This window comes from Thermaerobacillus caldiproteolyticus, from assembly GCF_013761245.1.
Lineage (GTDB): Bacteria > Bacillota > Bacilli > Bacillales > Anoxybacillaceae > Thermaerobacillus > Thermaerobacillus caldiproteolyticus.
Window position 1 is genome coordinate 156348 of sequence record NZ_JACDUT010000008.1, and the last position, 16388, is coordinate 172735.

General features: G+C 39.6%; 16 protein-coding genes and 2 pseudogenes. 5 read left to right on the forward strand and 13 right to left on the reverse strand.

Annotated elements, in window-relative coordinates:
- Positions 1 to 6 precede the first annotated feature (6 nt).
- From pfkB to HNR31_RS13270, 5 genes are all read right to left on the reverse strand, one after another.
- Positions 7 to 918 carry a 1-phosphofructokinase gene (gene pfkB, locus HNR31_RS13250; RefSeq protein ID WP_181556705.1) on the reverse strand — a complete coding sequence of 304 codons (912 nt, stop codon included), beginning with the start codon at positions 916 to 918 and terminating at the stop codon, positions 7 to 9.
- Positions 915 to 1667 carry a DeoR/GlpR family DNA-binding transcription regulator gene (locus tag HNR31_RS13255; protein ID WP_181556706.1) on the reverse strand — a complete coding sequence of 251 codons (753 nt, stop codon included), beginning with the start codon at positions 1665 to 1667 and terminating at the stop codon, positions 915 to 917. The genes pfkB and HNR31_RS13255 overlap by 4 nt, the downstream gene beginning before the upstream one ends.
- A 229-nt stretch (positions 1668 to 1896) precedes the next feature.
- A complete protein-coding gene (locus tag HNR31_RS13260) occupies positions 1897 to 2307 on the reverse strand; it encodes a GNAT family N-acetyltransferase (RefSeq protein WP_181556707.1) in 411 nt (136 codons plus the stop codon).
- A gap of 71 nt (positions 2308 to 2378) precedes the next feature.
- Positions 2379 to 4211, reverse strand: a complete 1833-nt coding sequence (locus HNR31_RS13265) for a diguanylate cyclase (RefSeq protein WP_181556708.1) — start codon at positions 4209 to 4211, stop codon at positions 2379 to 2381.
- 179 nt (positions 4212 to 4390) lie between these two features.
- On the reverse strand, positions 4391 to 4975 hold the full coding sequence (locus tag HNR31_RS13270) for a DUF5317 domain-containing protein (RefSeq protein ID WP_181556709.1): 585 nt from the start codon (positions 4973 to 4975) through the stop codon (positions 4391 to 4393).
- Positions 4976 to 5747: 772 nt separating this feature from the next.
- Here HNR31_RS13270 and HNR31_RS13275 point away from each other — a divergent pair.
- The gene (locus HNR31_RS13275) at positions 5748 to 6218 is read left to right on the forward strand and encodes a GNAT family N-acetyltransferase (protein WP_181556710.1); all 471 of its coding nucleotides are present in this window, start codon (positions 5748 to 5750) and stop codon (positions 6216 to 6218) included.
- 137 nt (positions 6219 to 6355) lie between these two features.
- On the opposite strand, the gene HNR31_RS13280 is transcribed toward HNR31_RS13275, so the two are convergent.
- The 3 genes from HNR31_RS13280 to HNR31_RS13290 are packed head-to-tail and all read right to left on the reverse strand — an operon-like array spanning position 6356 to position 8754.
- Positions 6356 to 6517, reverse strand: a complete 162-nt coding sequence (locus HNR31_RS13280; protein WP_181556744.1) for a FeoB-associated Cys-rich membrane protein — start codon at positions 6515 to 6517, stop codon at positions 6356 to 6358.
- Positions 6518 to 6534: 17 nt separating this feature from the next.
- On the reverse strand, positions 6535 to 8529 hold the full coding sequence (gene feoB / locus HNR31_RS13285; protein WP_181556711.1) for a ferrous iron transport protein B: 1995 nt from the start codon (positions 8527 to 8529) through the stop codon (positions 6535 to 6537).
- 3 nt (positions 8530 to 8532) lie between these two features.
- Entirely contained in the window at positions 8533 to 8754 is a 222-nt protein-coding gene (locus HNR31_RS13290) for a FeoA family protein (RefSeq protein WP_181556745.1), read from the reverse strand.
- Positions 8755 to 8973: 219 nt separating this feature from the next.
- Here HNR31_RS13290 and HNR31_RS13295 point away from each other — a divergent pair.
- A pseudogene (locus HNR31_RS13295) lies at positions 8974 to 9881 on the forward strand (bile acid:sodium symporter family protein).
- 410 nt (positions 9882 to 10291) lie between these two features.
- On the opposite strand, the pseudogene HNR31_RS13300 reads toward HNR31_RS13295, so the two are convergent.
- Positions 10292 to 10540, reverse strand: a pseudogene (locus HNR31_RS13300) (endonuclease); the annotation flags it as partial.
- A gap of 113 nt (positions 10541 to 10653) precedes the next feature.
- On the opposite strand from HNR31_RS13300, the gene HNR31_RS13305 reads away from it, so the two are divergent.
- The gene (locus HNR31_RS13305) at positions 10654 to 10908 is read left to right on the forward strand and encodes an SDR family oxidoreductase (protein ID WP_374058316.1); all 255 of its coding nucleotides are present in this window, start codon (positions 10654 to 10656) and stop codon (positions 10906 to 10908) included.
- Positions 10909 to 11090: 182 nt separating this feature from the next.
- Complete coding sequence (locus HNR31_RS13310) at positions 11091 to 11303, forward strand: hypothetical protein (RefSeq protein ID WP_181556713.1); 213 nt, start codon at positions 11091 to 11093, stop codon at positions 11301 to 11303.
- A gap of 67 nt (positions 11304 to 11370) precedes the next feature.
- Here HNR31_RS13310 and HNR31_RS13315 read toward each other — a convergent pair whose 3' ends face one another.
- The 3 genes from HNR31_RS13315 to HNR31_RS13325 form a co-directional block, all read right to left on the reverse strand.
- Positions 11371 to 12861, reverse strand: coding sequence for a Na+/H+ antiporter NhaC family protein (locus HNR31_RS13315; RefSeq protein WP_181556714.1), 1491 nt, complete (start codon positions 12859 to 12861; stop codon positions 11371 to 11373).
- 118 nt (positions 12862 to 12979) lie between these two features.
- Complete coding sequence (locus tag HNR31_RS13320; protein ID WP_181556715.1) at positions 12980 to 13822, reverse strand: metallophosphoesterase; 843 nt, start codon at positions 13820 to 13822, stop codon at positions 12980 to 12982.
- 55 nt (positions 13823 to 13877) lie between these two features.
- Positions 13878 to 14447: a YkoP family protein gene (locus tag HNR31_RS13325; protein ID WP_181556716.1), complete on the reverse strand. Its 570-nt coding sequence runs from the start codon at positions 14445 to 14447 to the stop codon at positions 13878 to 13880.
- Between the two features lie 319 nt (positions 14448 to 14766).
- Between HNR31_RS13325 and HNR31_RS13330 the strand changes: the two genes are divergently transcribed.
- Positions 14767 to 15444: an MGDG synthase family glycosyltransferase gene (locus HNR31_RS13330; RefSeq protein ID WP_181556717.1), complete on the forward strand. Its 678-nt coding sequence runs from the start codon at positions 14767 to 14769 to the stop codon at positions 15442 to 15444.
- Positions 15445 to 15629: 185 nt separating this feature from the next.
- Here the strand turns inward: HNR31_RS13330 and HNR31_RS13335 are convergent, their stop codons facing one another.
- Positions 15630 to 16343 carry a GntR family transcriptional regulator gene (locus tag HNR31_RS13335; RefSeq protein ID WP_181556718.1) on the reverse strand — a complete coding sequence of 238 codons (714 nt, stop codon included), beginning with the start codon at positions 16341 to 16343 and terminating at the stop codon, positions 15630 to 15632.
- Between the last annotated feature and the right edge of the window lie 45 nt (positions 16344 to 16388).

A 16388-nucleotide genomic window follows, 5' to 3' on the forward strand; every position in this document is an offset into this window, starting at 1 on the left:
CCCCTTTTATAGGTGAGTCACTTTGACTTCACTCACTAATTGCTCTACCTTTTCTTTGGTACATAAGTCCTCGGAAAACGCCGTTGCACTCCCCGTTGCAACACTATAGGCAAACGCTGTCTCCAAACTTTTCCCGCTTGTATACGCTGCCAAAAATCCTGCCACCATCGAATCACCTGCGCCAACCGAGTTTTTCACCGTTCCTTTTGGCGCTTCTGCAAACAGTGTCATCTCTTTATTAAAAAAGAACGCACCATTTCCAGCCATGGAGACAATCACGTTTTCCGCGCCTAATTCGATTAACCGACGTCCGCATACGATGACATCTTCTTTTGAATAAAAGGATGTGTCGAATAATTCACTCAACTCTTTATGATTCGGTTTGACGAAAAACGGTTGATTTGTAATCAGTCGTTTTAACGCAGGTCCGCTTGTATCAACGACCACTTTTACATTCGCTTTTTTCGCCTTATCCATCATTCGGTGATACACGTCGGCGGAAAGCGATGACGGAATGCTTCCGGCTAATACAAGAATGTCGTCTTCTGATAATGCACTTATTTTTTGCATTAACGCTTCTTCATGTTCAGGAAGAATCGCCGGACCTTGGCCGTTAATTTCCGTTTCTTTTCCGTCTTTTAATTTAATATTAATGCGCGTATCTCCAGGTACTTTGACAAAATCAAACTGAATGTGTTCTTGACGTAATTGTTGTTCAATAAATGCCCCCGTGAATCCGCCGATAAATCCTAAAGCAGTATTGTCAACATTGAGCCGCTTTAACACGCGGGACACGTTAATCCCTTTTCCTCCCGGGAATGTAGCCGTTTTCATCGCTCGGTTCAGCTCGCCAATTCGTAACTCATCGACTTGCACAATATAGTCAACAGAAGGATTCAACGTACATGTATAAATCATCTTTTCACAACCTCTATCGCTGTTTTTGCTTCGTATAGTTCCAAGAGCTCTTCATCCAATTCATCAACAATAAGCGTTGCTTCTTCTAAATCAGCAATTTTCGCAAACGTACTTTCATTTAGCTTCGAATGGTCTGCAAGAATATAAGCGTGCTGCGACAGTTTCATCGCTAATCGTTTCACCATCGCCTCCTCAGGATCCGGTGTCGTATAACCATAATCGAGATGAATGCCGTTTGCGCCGATAAAACATTTATCAAAACTATAACTCTCTAATGCATTCAACGCACCACGGCCAAGAAGCGCTTTCGTTTTTTTCTTAATGAATCCGCCAAGTAAATACGTGGGGATTTCATGTTCAAGCAATGCATCGACATGCATGATCCCGTTTGTGACAACGACAATATCCTTTCCACGCAAATGCGCAATCATTTCAAATGTTGTCGTTCCCGCATCTAAATAAATACAATCACCGTCTTGAACAAAGCTTGCGGCATATTCGGCAATCATTTTCTTTTCCTTCATGTTTTTCGTCGACTTTTCAAGGACGCTCAACTCTTCTCGTTTTTGATGCAGCAACGCCGCACCGCCATGGACGCGTCGCAATTTTTTTTCCTTTTCTAACTGCGTTAAATCGCGGCGAATCGTCGACTCCGATGAATGTGTCGCCTCGACTAATTCTTGCAGTTTCACAACTTCCTTTTCAGCAAGAAGCTCTAAAATAATCCGGTGCCGCTCTGCCGTCAGCAAATCCTCACCTCCCATCAAGGGATGTTTCGCTTGTACTATTATCATAATCGAAAGCGCTTTAAAAATCAATCAAAAACATTAAAAAACTATCAAAATCAGTCAAATTATATCTATAAAACAACCAAAATCAATCAACTATATAAAAATGTAAGTCCTTCTGCTTCCAGGCAACCGATAATCAAAGCATAAAATAAAAAAACGCTGTTCACTTACAAGAGAACAGCGTTTTTTATTCATAGCGCTTATACATTCCATATGAGGTTGGATACGTATAAGCAAACCCAAACTGCTTATACAATCGATCCGCTGGCGGATCAGCAATTAAACTGACGTACGCACCCTTTGGGGCATGCGTGTCTAAATAATGCATAATCTCTTTCATGATTTGTTTGCCAATCCCTTTTCCTTGATAGGCAGGATCTACAGCAATATCAACAATTTGATAAAAGCACCCCTCATCGCCAATGACCCGTCCCATTCCGATAAACGTTTCACTGTCGTATATACTGACCGCAAACAAAGAATGTTTTAACCCTCGTTCAGCCGCTTCGATACTTTTTTCACTTAGCCCTGTTTTTTGGCGTAGATGAACATATGCTGAGACCGTCGGCACATCGTAAACGATGCGATATCGTTCCATTTATCCTCTCATTCCTTTTCATCTCGATTTTTTTAAAAGACAAGATTGCTAGTTTATCCTTTCATTCAGAGTTATGTAGCAGCAAAACGATGTTTTTTCAAATAATTTTCTTCAATCATCTCAATAAACATTTCTGCATATATCGGGTCAAATTGTTTTCCTTCACAGCACCGTATTTCTTCAATCGCCTCTTCAAACGTTTTCGTCGGCTGATATGGCCGTTCGGTTGTCATCGCATCAAACGAATCAATGATACATAAAATGCGGGCAAGTTTCGGAATCTCTTCCTCTTTTAATCCATGCGGATACCCTTTTCCGTCATACCGTTCATGGTGAAGTTCAACAAGCGGAATCAAATCGTCAAAGCGCTTTTCTACTGCTAAAATTTCTTTCCCCCATGTCACATGCTTTTTTACAATTTCCCATTCATGGGGAGCTAATTTTTCTTCTTTATTTAAAATATCGCGCGGCACTTCGATTTTTCCGATATCATGTATTAACGCTCCTAAAATGAGTGTTTGTTTTTCATGGTCCGCTAAATTTAATTTTTCGCTAAATTCTAACGCATACTTAAATACGCGCTTGCTATGACGATATGTATATACATCTTTAGACAAAAAAATTTTAAGCTGTTGTTCCAATGTGTCTAAATCTTCTTTAAACGTAATGGCATCCAAAGAAATGTTTTTGTCATCATATACTTGTACATTGTTTTTCCCTTGAGCTTTCGCATAATACAGCGCTTGATCCGCTTTATGAATTAACTCACCGCTATCATACGTTTCCTTTTCATATTCGGCAATGCCGCACGAAAACGAAAGACAGCGGTAAGGAACATGCTCAACCCCTGCAAAATACGTGTCATTGACTTTTTTGCGCAACCGGTCTAAAAAAGAAAACGCCTCTTTTTTCGTCGTATTGGGCATCAAAATGGCAAATTCCTCTCCACCGTATCGCGCAACAACATAATTGGTCCCTTTCGTCTCTAATTTCAACAAATCCCCAAAAAACTGCAATAGTCTATCCCCTTGAAGATGGCCATTGCGATCATTATATTTTTTAAAATCATCTAAATCAAGTAGCGCCAAACAAAACGGCTGCTTCAATTTTTTCGCATCAGTAAACTGCTCGCTTAACGTTTCCTTAAAAAATCCATGATTATACAGCCCCGTCAAATGATCTTTATTGGCTCGTTCTGAAATATCTTGATATAAATATAGAAACTTACGAAACGCAAACGATAATAGTACTACTAAAACAGTGAATAAAAATAGGCCAAAATATCTTTGTTCTTTTAGTAAAATAGTTAAAACTAAAGAAAGTAATAAAGTGACGAAGTAGCTAACAACTGATTCAAATAGAACTCCCATATCAAATGTGCCTTTAAATATTTGACCGGAAATAAAAAAGAATATCAACATAAATGCAATATTTAAACTAAAATATACTACTAAACTAATCATATATGGGAGCAAGTTGTAAGTGTTAACTTTACCTATCGTTCCTCCGAATAATATGAAAGAATAATAAGCTCCCACAAGCATTAGACAGTACATAGAAAAATTAAAAACATGTTTCCACCAAGCCATTTTGCGTTTATACATTAACTCAATAACACTGCTAATTAACAAAACATTTATCGTTAAGTCAATCCCGTACAAAAACATCGAAGCTAAATAAATCGCTGAATCCATCGAAAATGAGTTATCTTTCGGAGGAAGATGAATTAAAAAATTGTTTAACAAAAGAATAGACCCTGATAATACATAAATTAAAACCCAATCCTCTAAGGATTGAGCACGAAAATTCACTTTCCAAATAAACGTAACTATTCCTAAAAGACAAATCATTACAAGATAAGCTTTCACATAATTTTTTGAGCGTAAATATGTAAGAAAAAACATGTAAACCACTCTCATTTTATAAAAAATTTTAAGGAGAAGTACTAAAAAGGACTTCCCCATAAATGAGGTACCTATAAATTAGCTTCCAAATTTGTACCCCGAAGTCAACGCTACGATAATAGAGCCGATGATGAATAGATTAATAAGTGCCTGTTTCACTTTTACGTTCATCATCTTTTTCACCTCCCTTCATGGAGCGTTTGGACAGAAGTGGCCTCCTTGTTTGTTCCGTGAAGCATAAGATGTTGAATAAAAATGAACGCTCCGACATTCATCACGACATCGCCGATGCTGATGACTTGTCGTCGCGGGTATGGCGGTGAGAGCGGAATAATGTCACCTAGAAACGGTAACCATGTCGCCCCTGTAATGGCTTCGTGCTTGCCGTATACTCCCGCTTTTAATGCCTCTATGTATTCTCGTCCAAGAAATTGCGCTGCTTCGATTGATACAGGCATTCTTCCCCCGTTTACAGCCATAACAAAAAAATTTAATAGAACACCAGCAAAAATGACGATAAATCCCGGATGATGCCGATTCATCCATAGAAAAACAAGACCAATTACATAAATAATGATAAATAGCGCATTACTGAGTTCGCCGATCATGCTCACTTTATTTTGCAATAAAAAGATGCAAACTTCAATTCCCAGCAAGATCGGAAACAACCAGCCGCCACGCAGCTTCATATATGCAAGTCCTTTCAAACTTCCCCCGCGAAAAAAACCAATTAATAGCGATAATAGAATGCCATCATAGACCATCGTTTCGTCTCCCTTTGTCCATGCGGACGATCACATATTATTATATAATTAATAGAAAATTCGTTGTTTTCAAACATTATATTGTCTATAATCCATTAATATACATTTTTTGCTATAATGTAAATAGGTCTTTACGACTAATTAGGACAAATTTTTTCTACTTTTACTAAAATTAATCAAAAATCTACTTTATCCGCCATTTGCATACTACTACAAGAAAAATATAGAAAAAGAGAAACTGAAGAGGCCAATCGTAAATCGCCCAATTAGTAACTCCTTCATTTTTTTGCTTATGAAATGCCATCTTTATCTCACATTGTTCACGCCCAACGCGTTAGTAACGGTCTGTAAATCTTTATCGACTAATCCGTCCGTATAAATGATGCTTAACTATCCCCCTCGTCCTCTTTACCTCTAATCGTTCGAATGATGGTACAGATTTCATGCCGAATCTCTGTTATGTTGTCATGATAGAAATAGATAACGGCTTTTTCTCACGAGACTATTGTTCAACTATGCCTGTAAGCTATATCGCTACGTAAAAAACAAGAGCTCTTCTAAATTAACTATACTATAATGATTAGAAAATGAACGATAACAAACAAAGACGCTCTCATTAAGTCGTTGAAATAAAAAACAAGCAATCACACAGGAACAGTTGAAAACGGTTTACGCAGAAGTTTATAGAAAATTATAAACGAGTAAACATAAGGGAAGACTGTTTCCTTTCTTATGAATGAACGGACAGAATTAAAAGAGAAAGGATGAGAATATGATACGGAGATTTAAACCTGAAGACGCAGAATACATAATTAACTCGCATTACAAAATTTACAATAAAGAATACAATTATGATTTATCTTTTAAAGAATTTATTAAAAAGGGATTAAACAACTTTATAGAACGTTCTGATACTACAAAAGAAGAAATCTGGATTTTAGAAATTAATGGTGTCCCTAAAGGTTCCATTGGAATTACAATGGTTGATGAAAATGTAGCACAGTTACGTTGGTTTCTTGTGGAGCCGGATTTAAGAGGGGCTGGTTTTGGGAGTAAGTTAATACAAAAGGCAATCGATTTTTGCAGAGAGAAAGCGTATAAGACTATACTCCTTTGGACAAATAATGACTTTAAAGCTGCAAGAAACTTATATAAAAAATTCGGATTCAGATTAACGGAAACACGGATACAGACTTTATCTAACCAAATTCTCACAGAAGAGCGATGGGAATTATCGCTTTAGTATAATTCTTCAATTAACGTGTGACTCAAGTTGAATACAAATAAAAGGTAAGCAGACATATTAAACACGACTAATATGTGCTTACCCTTATTCTTTAAAAATTTTAGGTCTTGATAAGGTACCAGAACCTTGTTTTTTTATCCCTTATGACGATGTTCGTAAGTCCCACATGAACCGTGACAACCGTCTGCCATCGAACAACTTGCACACGTTCCTTGGGAGCTTTTTTTCACATGACGAACAAACATCCAACCGGCATAAGCAAAAATCGCCCCACCGATAACAACATTAGCAATCATCATATTTCCCCTCTTTTCTATGAAAATCCCAGCAACTTTCCACCTTCATAAATCGAAAACGAAACTAAATAAGCGATACATAATGCACAGCTAATCGAAATGAATGTCCACTTTCGTGAATTTGTCTCCTTGTGAATCGTCGCCACCGTAGCCAAGCAAGGAATATAAAGAAGCACAAACGTCATAAAACTAATCGCTGATAATGGTGTAAAGTAATGGACCATCAGTCCTTGCAAAGCGTCCATGTTTTTCGCATGATAAATAATATTCATCGTTGAAACAACGACTTCCTTCGCTAAAAACCCTGTTATCAATGACGCTCCAGCTTGCCACGTTCCAAAGCCGAGCGGAGCAAGAATGGGCGCAAGCACGCCGCCAATGGCAGCGAGAAAACTATCATCCATGCCAACACCGATCCCTTTTGGCCCAATATACGTTAACAGCCAGATGGCCACAGACCCAGCGAAAATAAATGTTCCTGCCTTGCGCACAAATCCTTTTCCTTTATCCCATGTACTGCGCCATAACGTTAATGCTTGCGGCATTCGATATGGCGGCAGCTCGACGACAAAGATAGAGCTTTCATTTTTTAATAACGTCGAAGAAAATAGTTTGGCTAGAAGCAACGCGACGACAATCCCTAGCACATAAAGCAAAAACACAACAAGCGCTTCGTGCTTCGTAAAAAACGTACCAACAAACAGCGCATACACCGGAAGCCGTGCTGAACATGACATAAACGGTAGTAACAAAATCGTTAACAACCGCTCTTTTGGTTGTTCGATCGTTCGCGCTGCCATCACCCCGGGAACATTACAACCAAATCCGATAATCATTGGAATAAACGCTTTTCCGTTCAAGCCGATCGCTTCCATAAAACGATCCATGACCATCGCTACACGTGCCATATATCCCGAGTCTTCTAAAAACGAAATAAAAAAGAACAAAATGAAAATTTGCGGGACAAAAACAAGCACACCGCCGACGCCGGATACAATTCCATTTAACACAAGCTCTTTTATAAATGGCGAAGCTCCAACGATCGATAACAGCTTCGATAATCCGTCCGTTAACGGCCCTGAAAAAAACTGATCAAGCAAGTCTGCAAGCGGCGAACCCAGCCAATCAAATGTCAACATAAACATGATATACATGAACAATAAGAAAATAGGAATGCCCAAATATTTATTGGTGACAATTGCATCAATTCTTTCTGTTATCGTCAATGGTTGTTTTGGAGCAATGATAGTCGTTTTTTCGATAACATCAACGATCCATTTTTCACGCACATCATGAATATATTGAGGCAGTGGACGCCCGATCAATTCTTGAACACGGTTACGAACCTCTAGAAGCGGCCCAATATCAACACTTGCCTGCAAATATTCATGAACCCGTTGATTTTCTTCAAGAAATTGCAAAGCAAGCCAGCGTTTAGAAAGATTGAGCTCGGTCGGTAGCTGTTCGCTTATTCGATGAATAGCCGTTTCTACTTCTATGCCATAATTGAGAAAAAAACGTTGTGCCTCTTGTTTTGAAGTAGACAACACGGCATGAACAAGCCCATCAATCCCTTTTCCCGTTCGCGCAATAATGGGAACAACTGGAACGCCTACATATTGCGATATCTTTTCCACATCCACTTTTACTCCACGACGCTCGGCAACATCAATCATATTTAACGCAATAATAAGCGGCTTGCCAAACTCCAGCAATTGAACAGTCAAATGTAAATTTCGCTTTAACTGGGAAGCATCAACAATATTTAAAATTGCTGAAAAAGACTCCGTCAGCAAAAATTCTGTGGCAACCCCCTCATCCCGAGAAAGTGGATGAAGCGAGTATACACCGGGTAAGTCGACGATATGTATATGTTGATGACGTAAAATCCCTACTTTTTTTTCAACCGTTACTCCGCTCCAGTTCCCGACATATTCATAAGAACCTGTTAAATTGTTAAACAATGACGTTTTCCCGGTATTCGGATTCCCAAATAGAGCAATTTGTGACATCGCTTATTTCACTCCAATACAAGCGGCATCTTTTCGTCGCAAACAAATGCACTGTCCACATACTTCGACCATTAGCGGCCCTCCAAATGGCATAACGCATTTTAGACAAATTTCTTCCCCTTCTTGTAGTCCCATATGTATTAAACGTTGTTTTACCACTTCATTCATCATCCCTAAATTCGTAATCACTGCCTTTTTTCCTTGTTGAAGGTCAGTAAGGAACATTTCTTCATCCCCTTGAGCAATAATGATTATTCTTCTCAATTTATTATAATACGATAAAAACGATTCGCCTAGCAGTGAATTTAGGCACATCCTCTCCATAACAACAAACGTTCACAAAATATTAATTCTTTCTAGGTTTCTTTATAAGAAATATAATTAAAATTTTCTGAATAATAAAATATGATAACATTCATATCACAAAAGAAAAGGAGTGAAAAAATGGGGCGTTTAGTAAGTGTTAGCAACTTTGTTGGTAACACGTTTGCAGTTTGGGTGTTGTTATTTGCCGTTTTATCTTTTCTGTATCCTCAAGGATTTACATGGCTGGGAACATATATTGTTCCATTGCTGGGAATTGTTATGCTTGGTATGATCAACTAATGGGTGTTGCAGCTCAATTTATCATTATGCCGCTGCTTGCGTTTGCACTAGCAACGTTATTACCGATTTCTCGAGAGGTCGCACTCGGGGTCATTCTTGTTGGCTGTTGTCTAGGCGGTACGGCTTCGAACGTCATGACATACCTAGCCAAAGGCGATACAGCGCTTTCTGTGGCGGTCACTACCGTGTCAACGTTGCTTGCGCCGATTTTGACCCCTTCGCTTATTTTGCTGTTGGCAGGAAAGTGGCTATCCGTTTCCGCTGCATCGCTATTTTGGTCTATCGTCAAAGTTGTCATCGCTCCGATTATACTTGGGCTTCTTGTAAAACTGCTGTTGAAAAAGCAAGTGGAAGCCAGCGTTCAAATTCTTCCGCTCATATCGGTTATTGCGATCGTCGCAATTGTTGCAGCGGTCGTTGGCCTTAATAAAGAAGCGATCGCTAAAAGCGGATTGACCATTTTCTTAATCGTTGTTGTACATAACGGACTTGGGCTTTTGCTTGGGTTTTGGTTTGCCAAACTGTTTCGCCTGTCTGAGCCAAAGCAACGGGCCGTTTCGATTGAAGTGGGGATGCAAAATTCCGGACTTGGTGCTGCATTGGCAACCGCTCACTTTTCACCGCTTGCCGCCGTTCCAAGCGCTATTTTCAGCGTTTGGCATAACATCTCTGGACCGATTATCGCCACATATTTTCGCAAAAAAAGCGAAACACAAGAAACGGGCGATCCAAATATCCCTATCTGATCCTCCTCTAAAAGGCAAGCTGATTTCTTCGGAATCAGCGGGATTCTTGCGAAAGGCCATTCAGGTATCTGTAGTTTCCCCAAAGTTCAGAGTGTACGATCACTTCTCCCACCACAACAATCCGTGGGCTGGCAACTATCACTTACACTACATCATCTACCATAGGTGTTTCATTGCTCCCACCGTTTTAGCGTCTTGTTCATGACGACTTCATAGATTTTATGTTCAACAATAGTTTAGTTGCACAATCTTCTAAGCTATGCTGATTTTTAATTCATCATAGTATGATTTCGTGTGTTGAACCATTAGGCTGTCTTGCCCGAATCCAATTCAGCCGTGGTTAGGCTTTCTCTACTGTTGTCTGTAATCATAGCAAAAGGCTGGCTCCATGTTGTGAACCAGCCTTCTTTTTACGAAAGTGTTAGCGGAAATATCATTCGTTCCGCCAGCTCAGGAACATCAATAAACGGATTGCGGTTCCCTTGAATGAAAAAAATAGCGTAGTTGCGATGCTTTTCATAAATCGTGGCAGGAAATTCTTGATGCCAACGGATCAATAGTGGAATATCAATTTTTTTGCGAAATGATTTTCCGATTTCGTTTGGATAGCGCAGCAAGAAATAAAGCATCGCTCTTGCAGCTGTCCCTTTTCCATACTTATGAGGTGAACGTTCAAGGAACAAAGCATGTGAACGATTGCTGTTTTCCCTGCAACACCTACAGCGATATATATTTTAGTACCATTTACGTTTCAGGTACGTGACATGGAACAATTTTAGAAACGGAATTAGACATGGGACAGTCGCTTAAAAACCATTATGAAAAAACAAAATACGAAGCAGAAATCGCCGTTCGTAAGGTTGCTAAGCAGCGTCCAACGACCATCATTCGTCCCGGAATTGTCGTCGGTCATTCGGAAACAGGAGAAACTGCGAAATTTGGCGGCCTTTACTTTATGTTGAATTTTTTTACCGTTCATCCCGTATCTCGGAAACGGACAGGCGGAAGGAAATTTTATACCTATTGAATTGATTACATTATCAAAATCACTCTTTATTCAGCCCGCTTTGATGGAGCTATCGGAAAAACGTATCATTTAACCGACCCAAAGCCGTATAAGATGAAGGAGGTGTACCGAATGATGATGAAAGGAATACTTAGGAAAGGGACCAAAAGGAATCCCTTCCTCTTTCTATTGCAAAGTGGATGGTGTCCATTCCGTTTCTAAGAAGATGGCTGCATACTGAAAAAGAAGGGCTTGACTATTTTACCTGTGCATCAGTTTATGATTCAAGTGAAGCCCAACGCACATTACAAGCTTCCGGCATTATTTGTCCAGATTTTCGTCACGTCATTCAAACAATGATTCGCTATTACCGCAATCATAAAGATAATGTGGCAAAACAAATTCCGATACAATAAGAATACGTTTTATGAACGAAAAACGGGGCTCGATTCCCCCTCACAGAAAATGAACCCCGTTGGCGTATTATCTCATCACAAATGACATGACACCGAAAAGAACGGCTGCCAGTCCCGCTGCAATAAATGCAGGTATGAGTTTAGTCCGTGAATATTCCATCACCGGCAAATCTAAAATGGTACATAATGTCACCGTATTGTCGCTGAGCGGCGAAGCAAACGCCCCAAACGTTCCGCTCGCAAATACCGCCCCAATAACGAGTAAAATATTTGTCCCTGATTGATGGGCCAGCGTCACCCCTAGCGGCATTAACAATCCCCACGTTCCCCATGACGAGCCAACAAAATACGAAATCACTGCCCCTAGCAAAAACAAAACGGGGGCGACAAAATAATGGGGAATCCATCCTTTCACATGGTCTGTAATATACTCCGAAAAACCTAAATCTTCGGATACGGCTGATACCGCCCAAATAAGGGCTAACATTAAAATGACCGACATTAATTCATTGCCGCCTTTGACAAAATGAGTCAACAAATCGGCAAGCTTAAACTTTTGAAACAGAAAATAAATAACAGTGATAATCATGGTAATCATCAGCGACTCTAACATAACACCAAGCGCATCGCTACGAAGAAACGCATCAAAAAAGTTTTTTGCTCCTCGATGTCCATCCCACCAACTGAGAAATAACGTTAACACTAGCACAATCGAAAGCGGAATGATTAAGTTCCATGGTCTTACCGGCGTATCTTTTTCAAACGCTCGCGGACACGATTCCAACCCTTCTTCTCCTTGTTCTTCGTTCGGATTGGTTGACTCCTCACTGGCAAATTCGACGGCTTCCTGCTGATTCCATCTTCGGATTCCAGCAGCTGCCCTTGCTCTCTCCTTGCTTGCTTTCGCTTTTTTCGAATATTTAAAAAAGCTGTAATACAGCCCTACAATAATGATTGTAAACGAAAAAAAGTTAAATGGAATGCTTTTGACATAAACCGTATACGCCTTCGCGTCAATCCCCGCTGTTTTTAGTGCCTTATCAATGACCGATACCATATAGCCGACAAAAGCCGTCGCTAACGGAATAAGGGCGACAACCGGATTCGATGTCACTTCAATCGTAAATCCAATTTGCTGGGAAGACAAATGCAGACGTTTTTTTAACGCCTTCATAATAGGAGCGATAGTCACAATACGAAAATCAGGATCACTAAAGGTTACCATCGTGGAAATCCACGTTAATAGCAGCGCGCTTCTCGCCGTTTTTACTTTTTTGCCGACGAGATGAACAAACCCTTTAATACCCCCTGTATATTTAATCATACTAATAAGTCCAGCAAATACATAAAGAAAGATGATAATGCGAATATTATTCGTTTGCATGACATTATCAACTGTATACGATAACATTGTTTTAATACCACCTAGCAAGCTAGGCTCGATTAAATAACTGCCAAGTAACAAAGCGACAAACAACCCCGGAATCACTTGCTTCGTCCATATCGATAATGGAATAACAATTAAAAAGGGGAGTAGTGCTTTCCAAGAAGGTTCCATCCTGCCACACTCCTTTTCTTCATGCATCTACCCCTTAATATGCATAAGAACTGTATCATCTATTCCGCTTTGTCCTTAGAAAAAAAGAAGGCTGTCTTTTTCAGACAACCTTCCCTCCTTAGCTGACGTGTTGTTTTGCTTGTTTTAGCGGCATTAGCGACAGTGTATGAATAGTAATTTCCGGCTTGGTACCAACGCGAATGTTCACTCCTGTTTGCCCTAGCCCTTCGCTAATATAAAACGGTTTCCCATCGATTTCATGATATCCTTTAATCATATTCATCCGTACTAGTTTCCCCATCTTAACAAGATGGTATGGCTTCGGCCAATGAATTTGTCCCCCATGAAAATGGCCGGATAACAAGTAATCAAAATGATAGTCATGCATATGAAGAACGATATTCGGGTCATGCGTTAACACGAGGTTCAACCCATCTTTTACGTTCGCATACGCTTTTTGTAAATCGCTTCGTTTCGTACTAAAATCGTCAATCCCGATGATATTGACCGTTTTTCCGTCCACAAAAATCGTTCTCGTCTCATTTTGTAATAGAATGCAGCCATGTTGCTCTAATGTTTTCTTTAATGTTTGAAAATGCTGTCCCCGCAGCACATAATCATGATTGCCGAATACCGTATATATGCCGTAAGCCGGATTTAGTTGTTGAAACACGTTCAAGTACGGAACTAACTTTGGAATGCTTTTCTTCCGATCAAGAAAATCTCCCGTTAAAGCGATAAGATCAATGTGTTCGTCCTTTAACTTATTATATAAATAGTCAGGAGAAATCGATAAATTTTCTAAATGAAGGTCTGACAAGTGTAAAATACGAATGACATCTTGATCGTTTTGACGTACATTCACAGTCACTCTATTTAAAACCGCTTCGTACGTATTGCGGTTTGCTCTATACACAAAATATACAAGAATGCTAGAAACTAGAGTAAAAAATAATACCATTGTTCTCCCTCCCTTTTACCATTATAGTAAACAGGAAGAGAGAAAACAGTGGGAATTACTGGGTAGGTTGGCAACCGTACAACCGCAACAATTGTTGTTTCGACATAAATAAATATTTCGGTGGCCTCCGCATACTATCGAAACGAAATTGAGAAATCCAATAAATCGGAAGAAACGCCGTTTGTTTGAACCATTGATAGAGCGGATTCACAATAGAAAACGTCTCGAACCCCAGACGCTCGCAACCTTTATTTAATGCTGTAATTCCAACAATGCCTTTAATTTGAGCGAATTGTTCATGATTCCGAAGATATGTCGCCAGATGAGGCAAGCCATTTTTTACTTGTTTGTAAATGTAGCGTCCCTTTTTAATTTCACTTTCGAAACGAATAAGCTCGCGAATTAAACGAACATTATGCAAATGAATCTTTAAAAGAAGATCGTTTTTTTGAATTTTCGTACCATCCGATAAAATAACGTCCCTTCCTTTATATTTCGTTACACGAACGCGAAAAATATGCCGATTTTGATCCGGGTCTTCAATATATTCTAACCTTGAGCAAGCATAGTAAATCGGGTCGAATATCCCCCAAACAGCAACAAAACATTGCCTCACCTTTATCATAACATGTTCTCCTTTTTTCTTCCTCGTTATTCGTTTACATTATGAAACAAAAAAGGGCAATTTATGATTGGTAAAATGGAGCATAAAAAACACGCTTACCGCTACGCTATTACAGGGCATCATCAAACGGGCGACGCGTTAAAAAGAAGGGCTGCTGGCGCTTGATCCACGCCTTCAATACTAAAAAAGTGGAACTCTTATCATCGTGGTTAGGAAAAGGAGAAACGATCATTTCCATGTTTTATCTACAGTGGATTCATCGCTTTCCGAAGACATACAGCGTATTATATGTCGTTCGTGGAAAAATCCTTTTCACAGTATGAGATGCTTTTTTCTTCGTCATATCAAAAGCATCGTTCATCATCCAAAGCCAAATGCCATTATTTGTACTCACTCTTCTCCCCTCTTACTTAGTAAACCAGTTAAAAATGAACAGAACATTACCGTTCCCGTTGTCAATGTATACACTGACTATTTTATTCATCACCTTTTGAGAACGGAAGCAATCGACTATCATTTCATCGGCTATCCATATATAAAAACACAACTACAGGAAAAAGGGCTCCAACCGAACGAATTTTTATCACCAGCATCCCGATTCATCCGTCCATTGCCAAAGGTGCTCCCAAAAACTGTCCGCATCACCTCGTTACCATGGATTAATTGCCAGCAGCAGCCTTGGAATCGGCACATTTCAGCACATAATAAAAAAATTTCCTCTGACGCCCCGATTGACTACTATATGCTGTGTGGAAAAAACAGGCGATCATACGAGCAATTAAAAGTCCTTCACCACCCGCGCATCATTCCGATTTTTTATATTTCGTCATGGGAGGAAATGAACCAGTTATATAATGAAGTTGATTTTACGAACTGTGTTCCCATTAGAGAAGGTTTATTTAAAAGATTGCCGATCTTTATTTATCATACCCACCTCGGTCAAGAAGATGAAACTTGCCTCTGCTTAATCAACTGCAAATCATTTTTGATTCCGTAAATGGGTGTATATGGAAAACATTTCCTTGGCACTCATAGATATTCTCCATTCATCAATATTGGCTCACGACTTTAACAAAGCAGAGGAATACCATAGCCATCTTGTTCCGCTAGAACAAGCAAAATTAATTTATGAGTGGCTATTATGAAAAAAGGGCTGTCCAACCGAAAGGACAAGCCCGCATTTTATCGGCGAATATTGACCGTTGTGAACACAAATTTATCATAACGGTGCCTTGAAAACGAATATTCAAAGGGCATCCCATTATTTAAAAAACCGACTTGCTCTACTTCCAAAACCGGATCATCCAGTGCGCATTGCAAATATATTTGATCTAGTTCATTCGGTTTCGCTGCACGAATTTTCCGATGTGATCCAGCAATGGTCAGCCCTAGCTGATGCGTAATGTAATTGTAAATGGACGAATGAAGCACATCTTCGTTGAGGCCTGTAATTAAGTTCGTCGGCATATATGTTCGTTCAATAACATAGGGCTCACCATCGACATTGCGAAGACGAATCAAATGATACACAGGCGTATTCATATCAATCGATAAATGAACCGCCACTTCCTCTGGCGGAAATAACACCTCAAATGTAATGATTTTGCTTGTAATCTTTCTTCCTTTTAAAAGATTCGTTAATCCAAGTGTTTCATTGCTGACGACGTTCACTTGACCGTTCAAAATTGCTGATTTTACAATAAATGTTCCATGTCCGCGCTTGCGATACAGCAATCCTTCCGATACAAGCACATCGAGCGCACGCTTCATCGTCATTCGGCTGCAACCGAATTCTTGAGATAACGATAACTCATCCGGAATCGGCTCATCCGGAGAGTAAATCCCCTTCCTAATTCGATTACGAATTTCATTGGAAATTTGTTCATACTTCGACATATTGGTCATCCTCTACATCACAGTTTTCACAATCCTATTTTTATT

Bases quoted from the DNA above. Each gene is read 5' to 3' on its own strand.
- pfkB (WP_181556705.1), bottom strand. From the start codon at position 918: ATGATTTATACATGTACGTTGAATCCTTCTGTTGACTATATTGTGCAA.
- HNR31_RS13260 (WP_181556707.1), bottom strand. From the start codon at position 2,307: ATGGAACGATATCGCATCGTTTACGATGTGCCGACGGTCTCAGCATAT.
- HNR31_RS13265 (WP_181556708.1), bottom strand. From the start codon at position 4,211: ATGTTTTTTCTTACATATTTACGCTCAAAAAATTATGTGAAAGCTTAT.
- HNR31_RS13270 (WP_181556709.1), bottom strand. From the start codon at position 4,975: ATGGTCTATGATGGCATTCTATTATCGCTATTAATTGGTTTTTTTCGC.
- HNR31_RS13275 (WP_181556710.1), top strand. From the start codon at position 5,748: ATGATACGGAGATTTAAACCTGAAGACGCAGAATACATAATTAACTCG.
- HNR31_RS13280 (WP_181556744.1), bottom strand. From the start codon at position 6,517: ATGATTGCTAATGTTGTTATCGGTGGGGCGATTTTTGCTTATGCCGGT.
- feoB (WP_181556711.1), bottom strand. From the start codon at position 8,529: ATGTCACAAATTGCTCTATTTGGGAATCCGAATACCGGGAAAACGTCA.
- HNR31_RS13290 (WP_181556745.1), bottom strand. From the start codon at position 8,754: ATGTTCCTTACTGACCTTCAACAAGGAAAAAAGGCAGTGATTACGAAT.
- HNR31_RS13315 (WP_181556714.1), bottom strand. From the start codon at position 12,861: ATGGAACCTTCTTGGAAAGCACTACTCCCCTTTTTAATTGTTATTCCA.
- HNR31_RS13320 (WP_181556715.1), bottom strand. From the start codon at position 13,822: ATGGTATTATTTTTTACTCTAGTTTCTAGCATTCTTGTATATTTTGTG.
- HNR31_RS13325 (WP_181556716.1), bottom strand. From the start codon at position 14,447: ATGATAAAGGTGAGGCAATGTTTTGTTGCTGTTTGGGGGATATTCGAC.
- HNR31_RS13330 (WP_181556717.1), top strand. From the start codon at position 14,767: ATGAGATGCTTTTTTCTTCGTCATATCAAAAGCATCGTTCATCATCCA.
- HNR31_RS13335 (WP_181556718.1), bottom strand. From the start codon at position 16,343: ATGTCGAAGTATGAACAAATTTCCAATGAAATTCGTAATCGAATTAGG.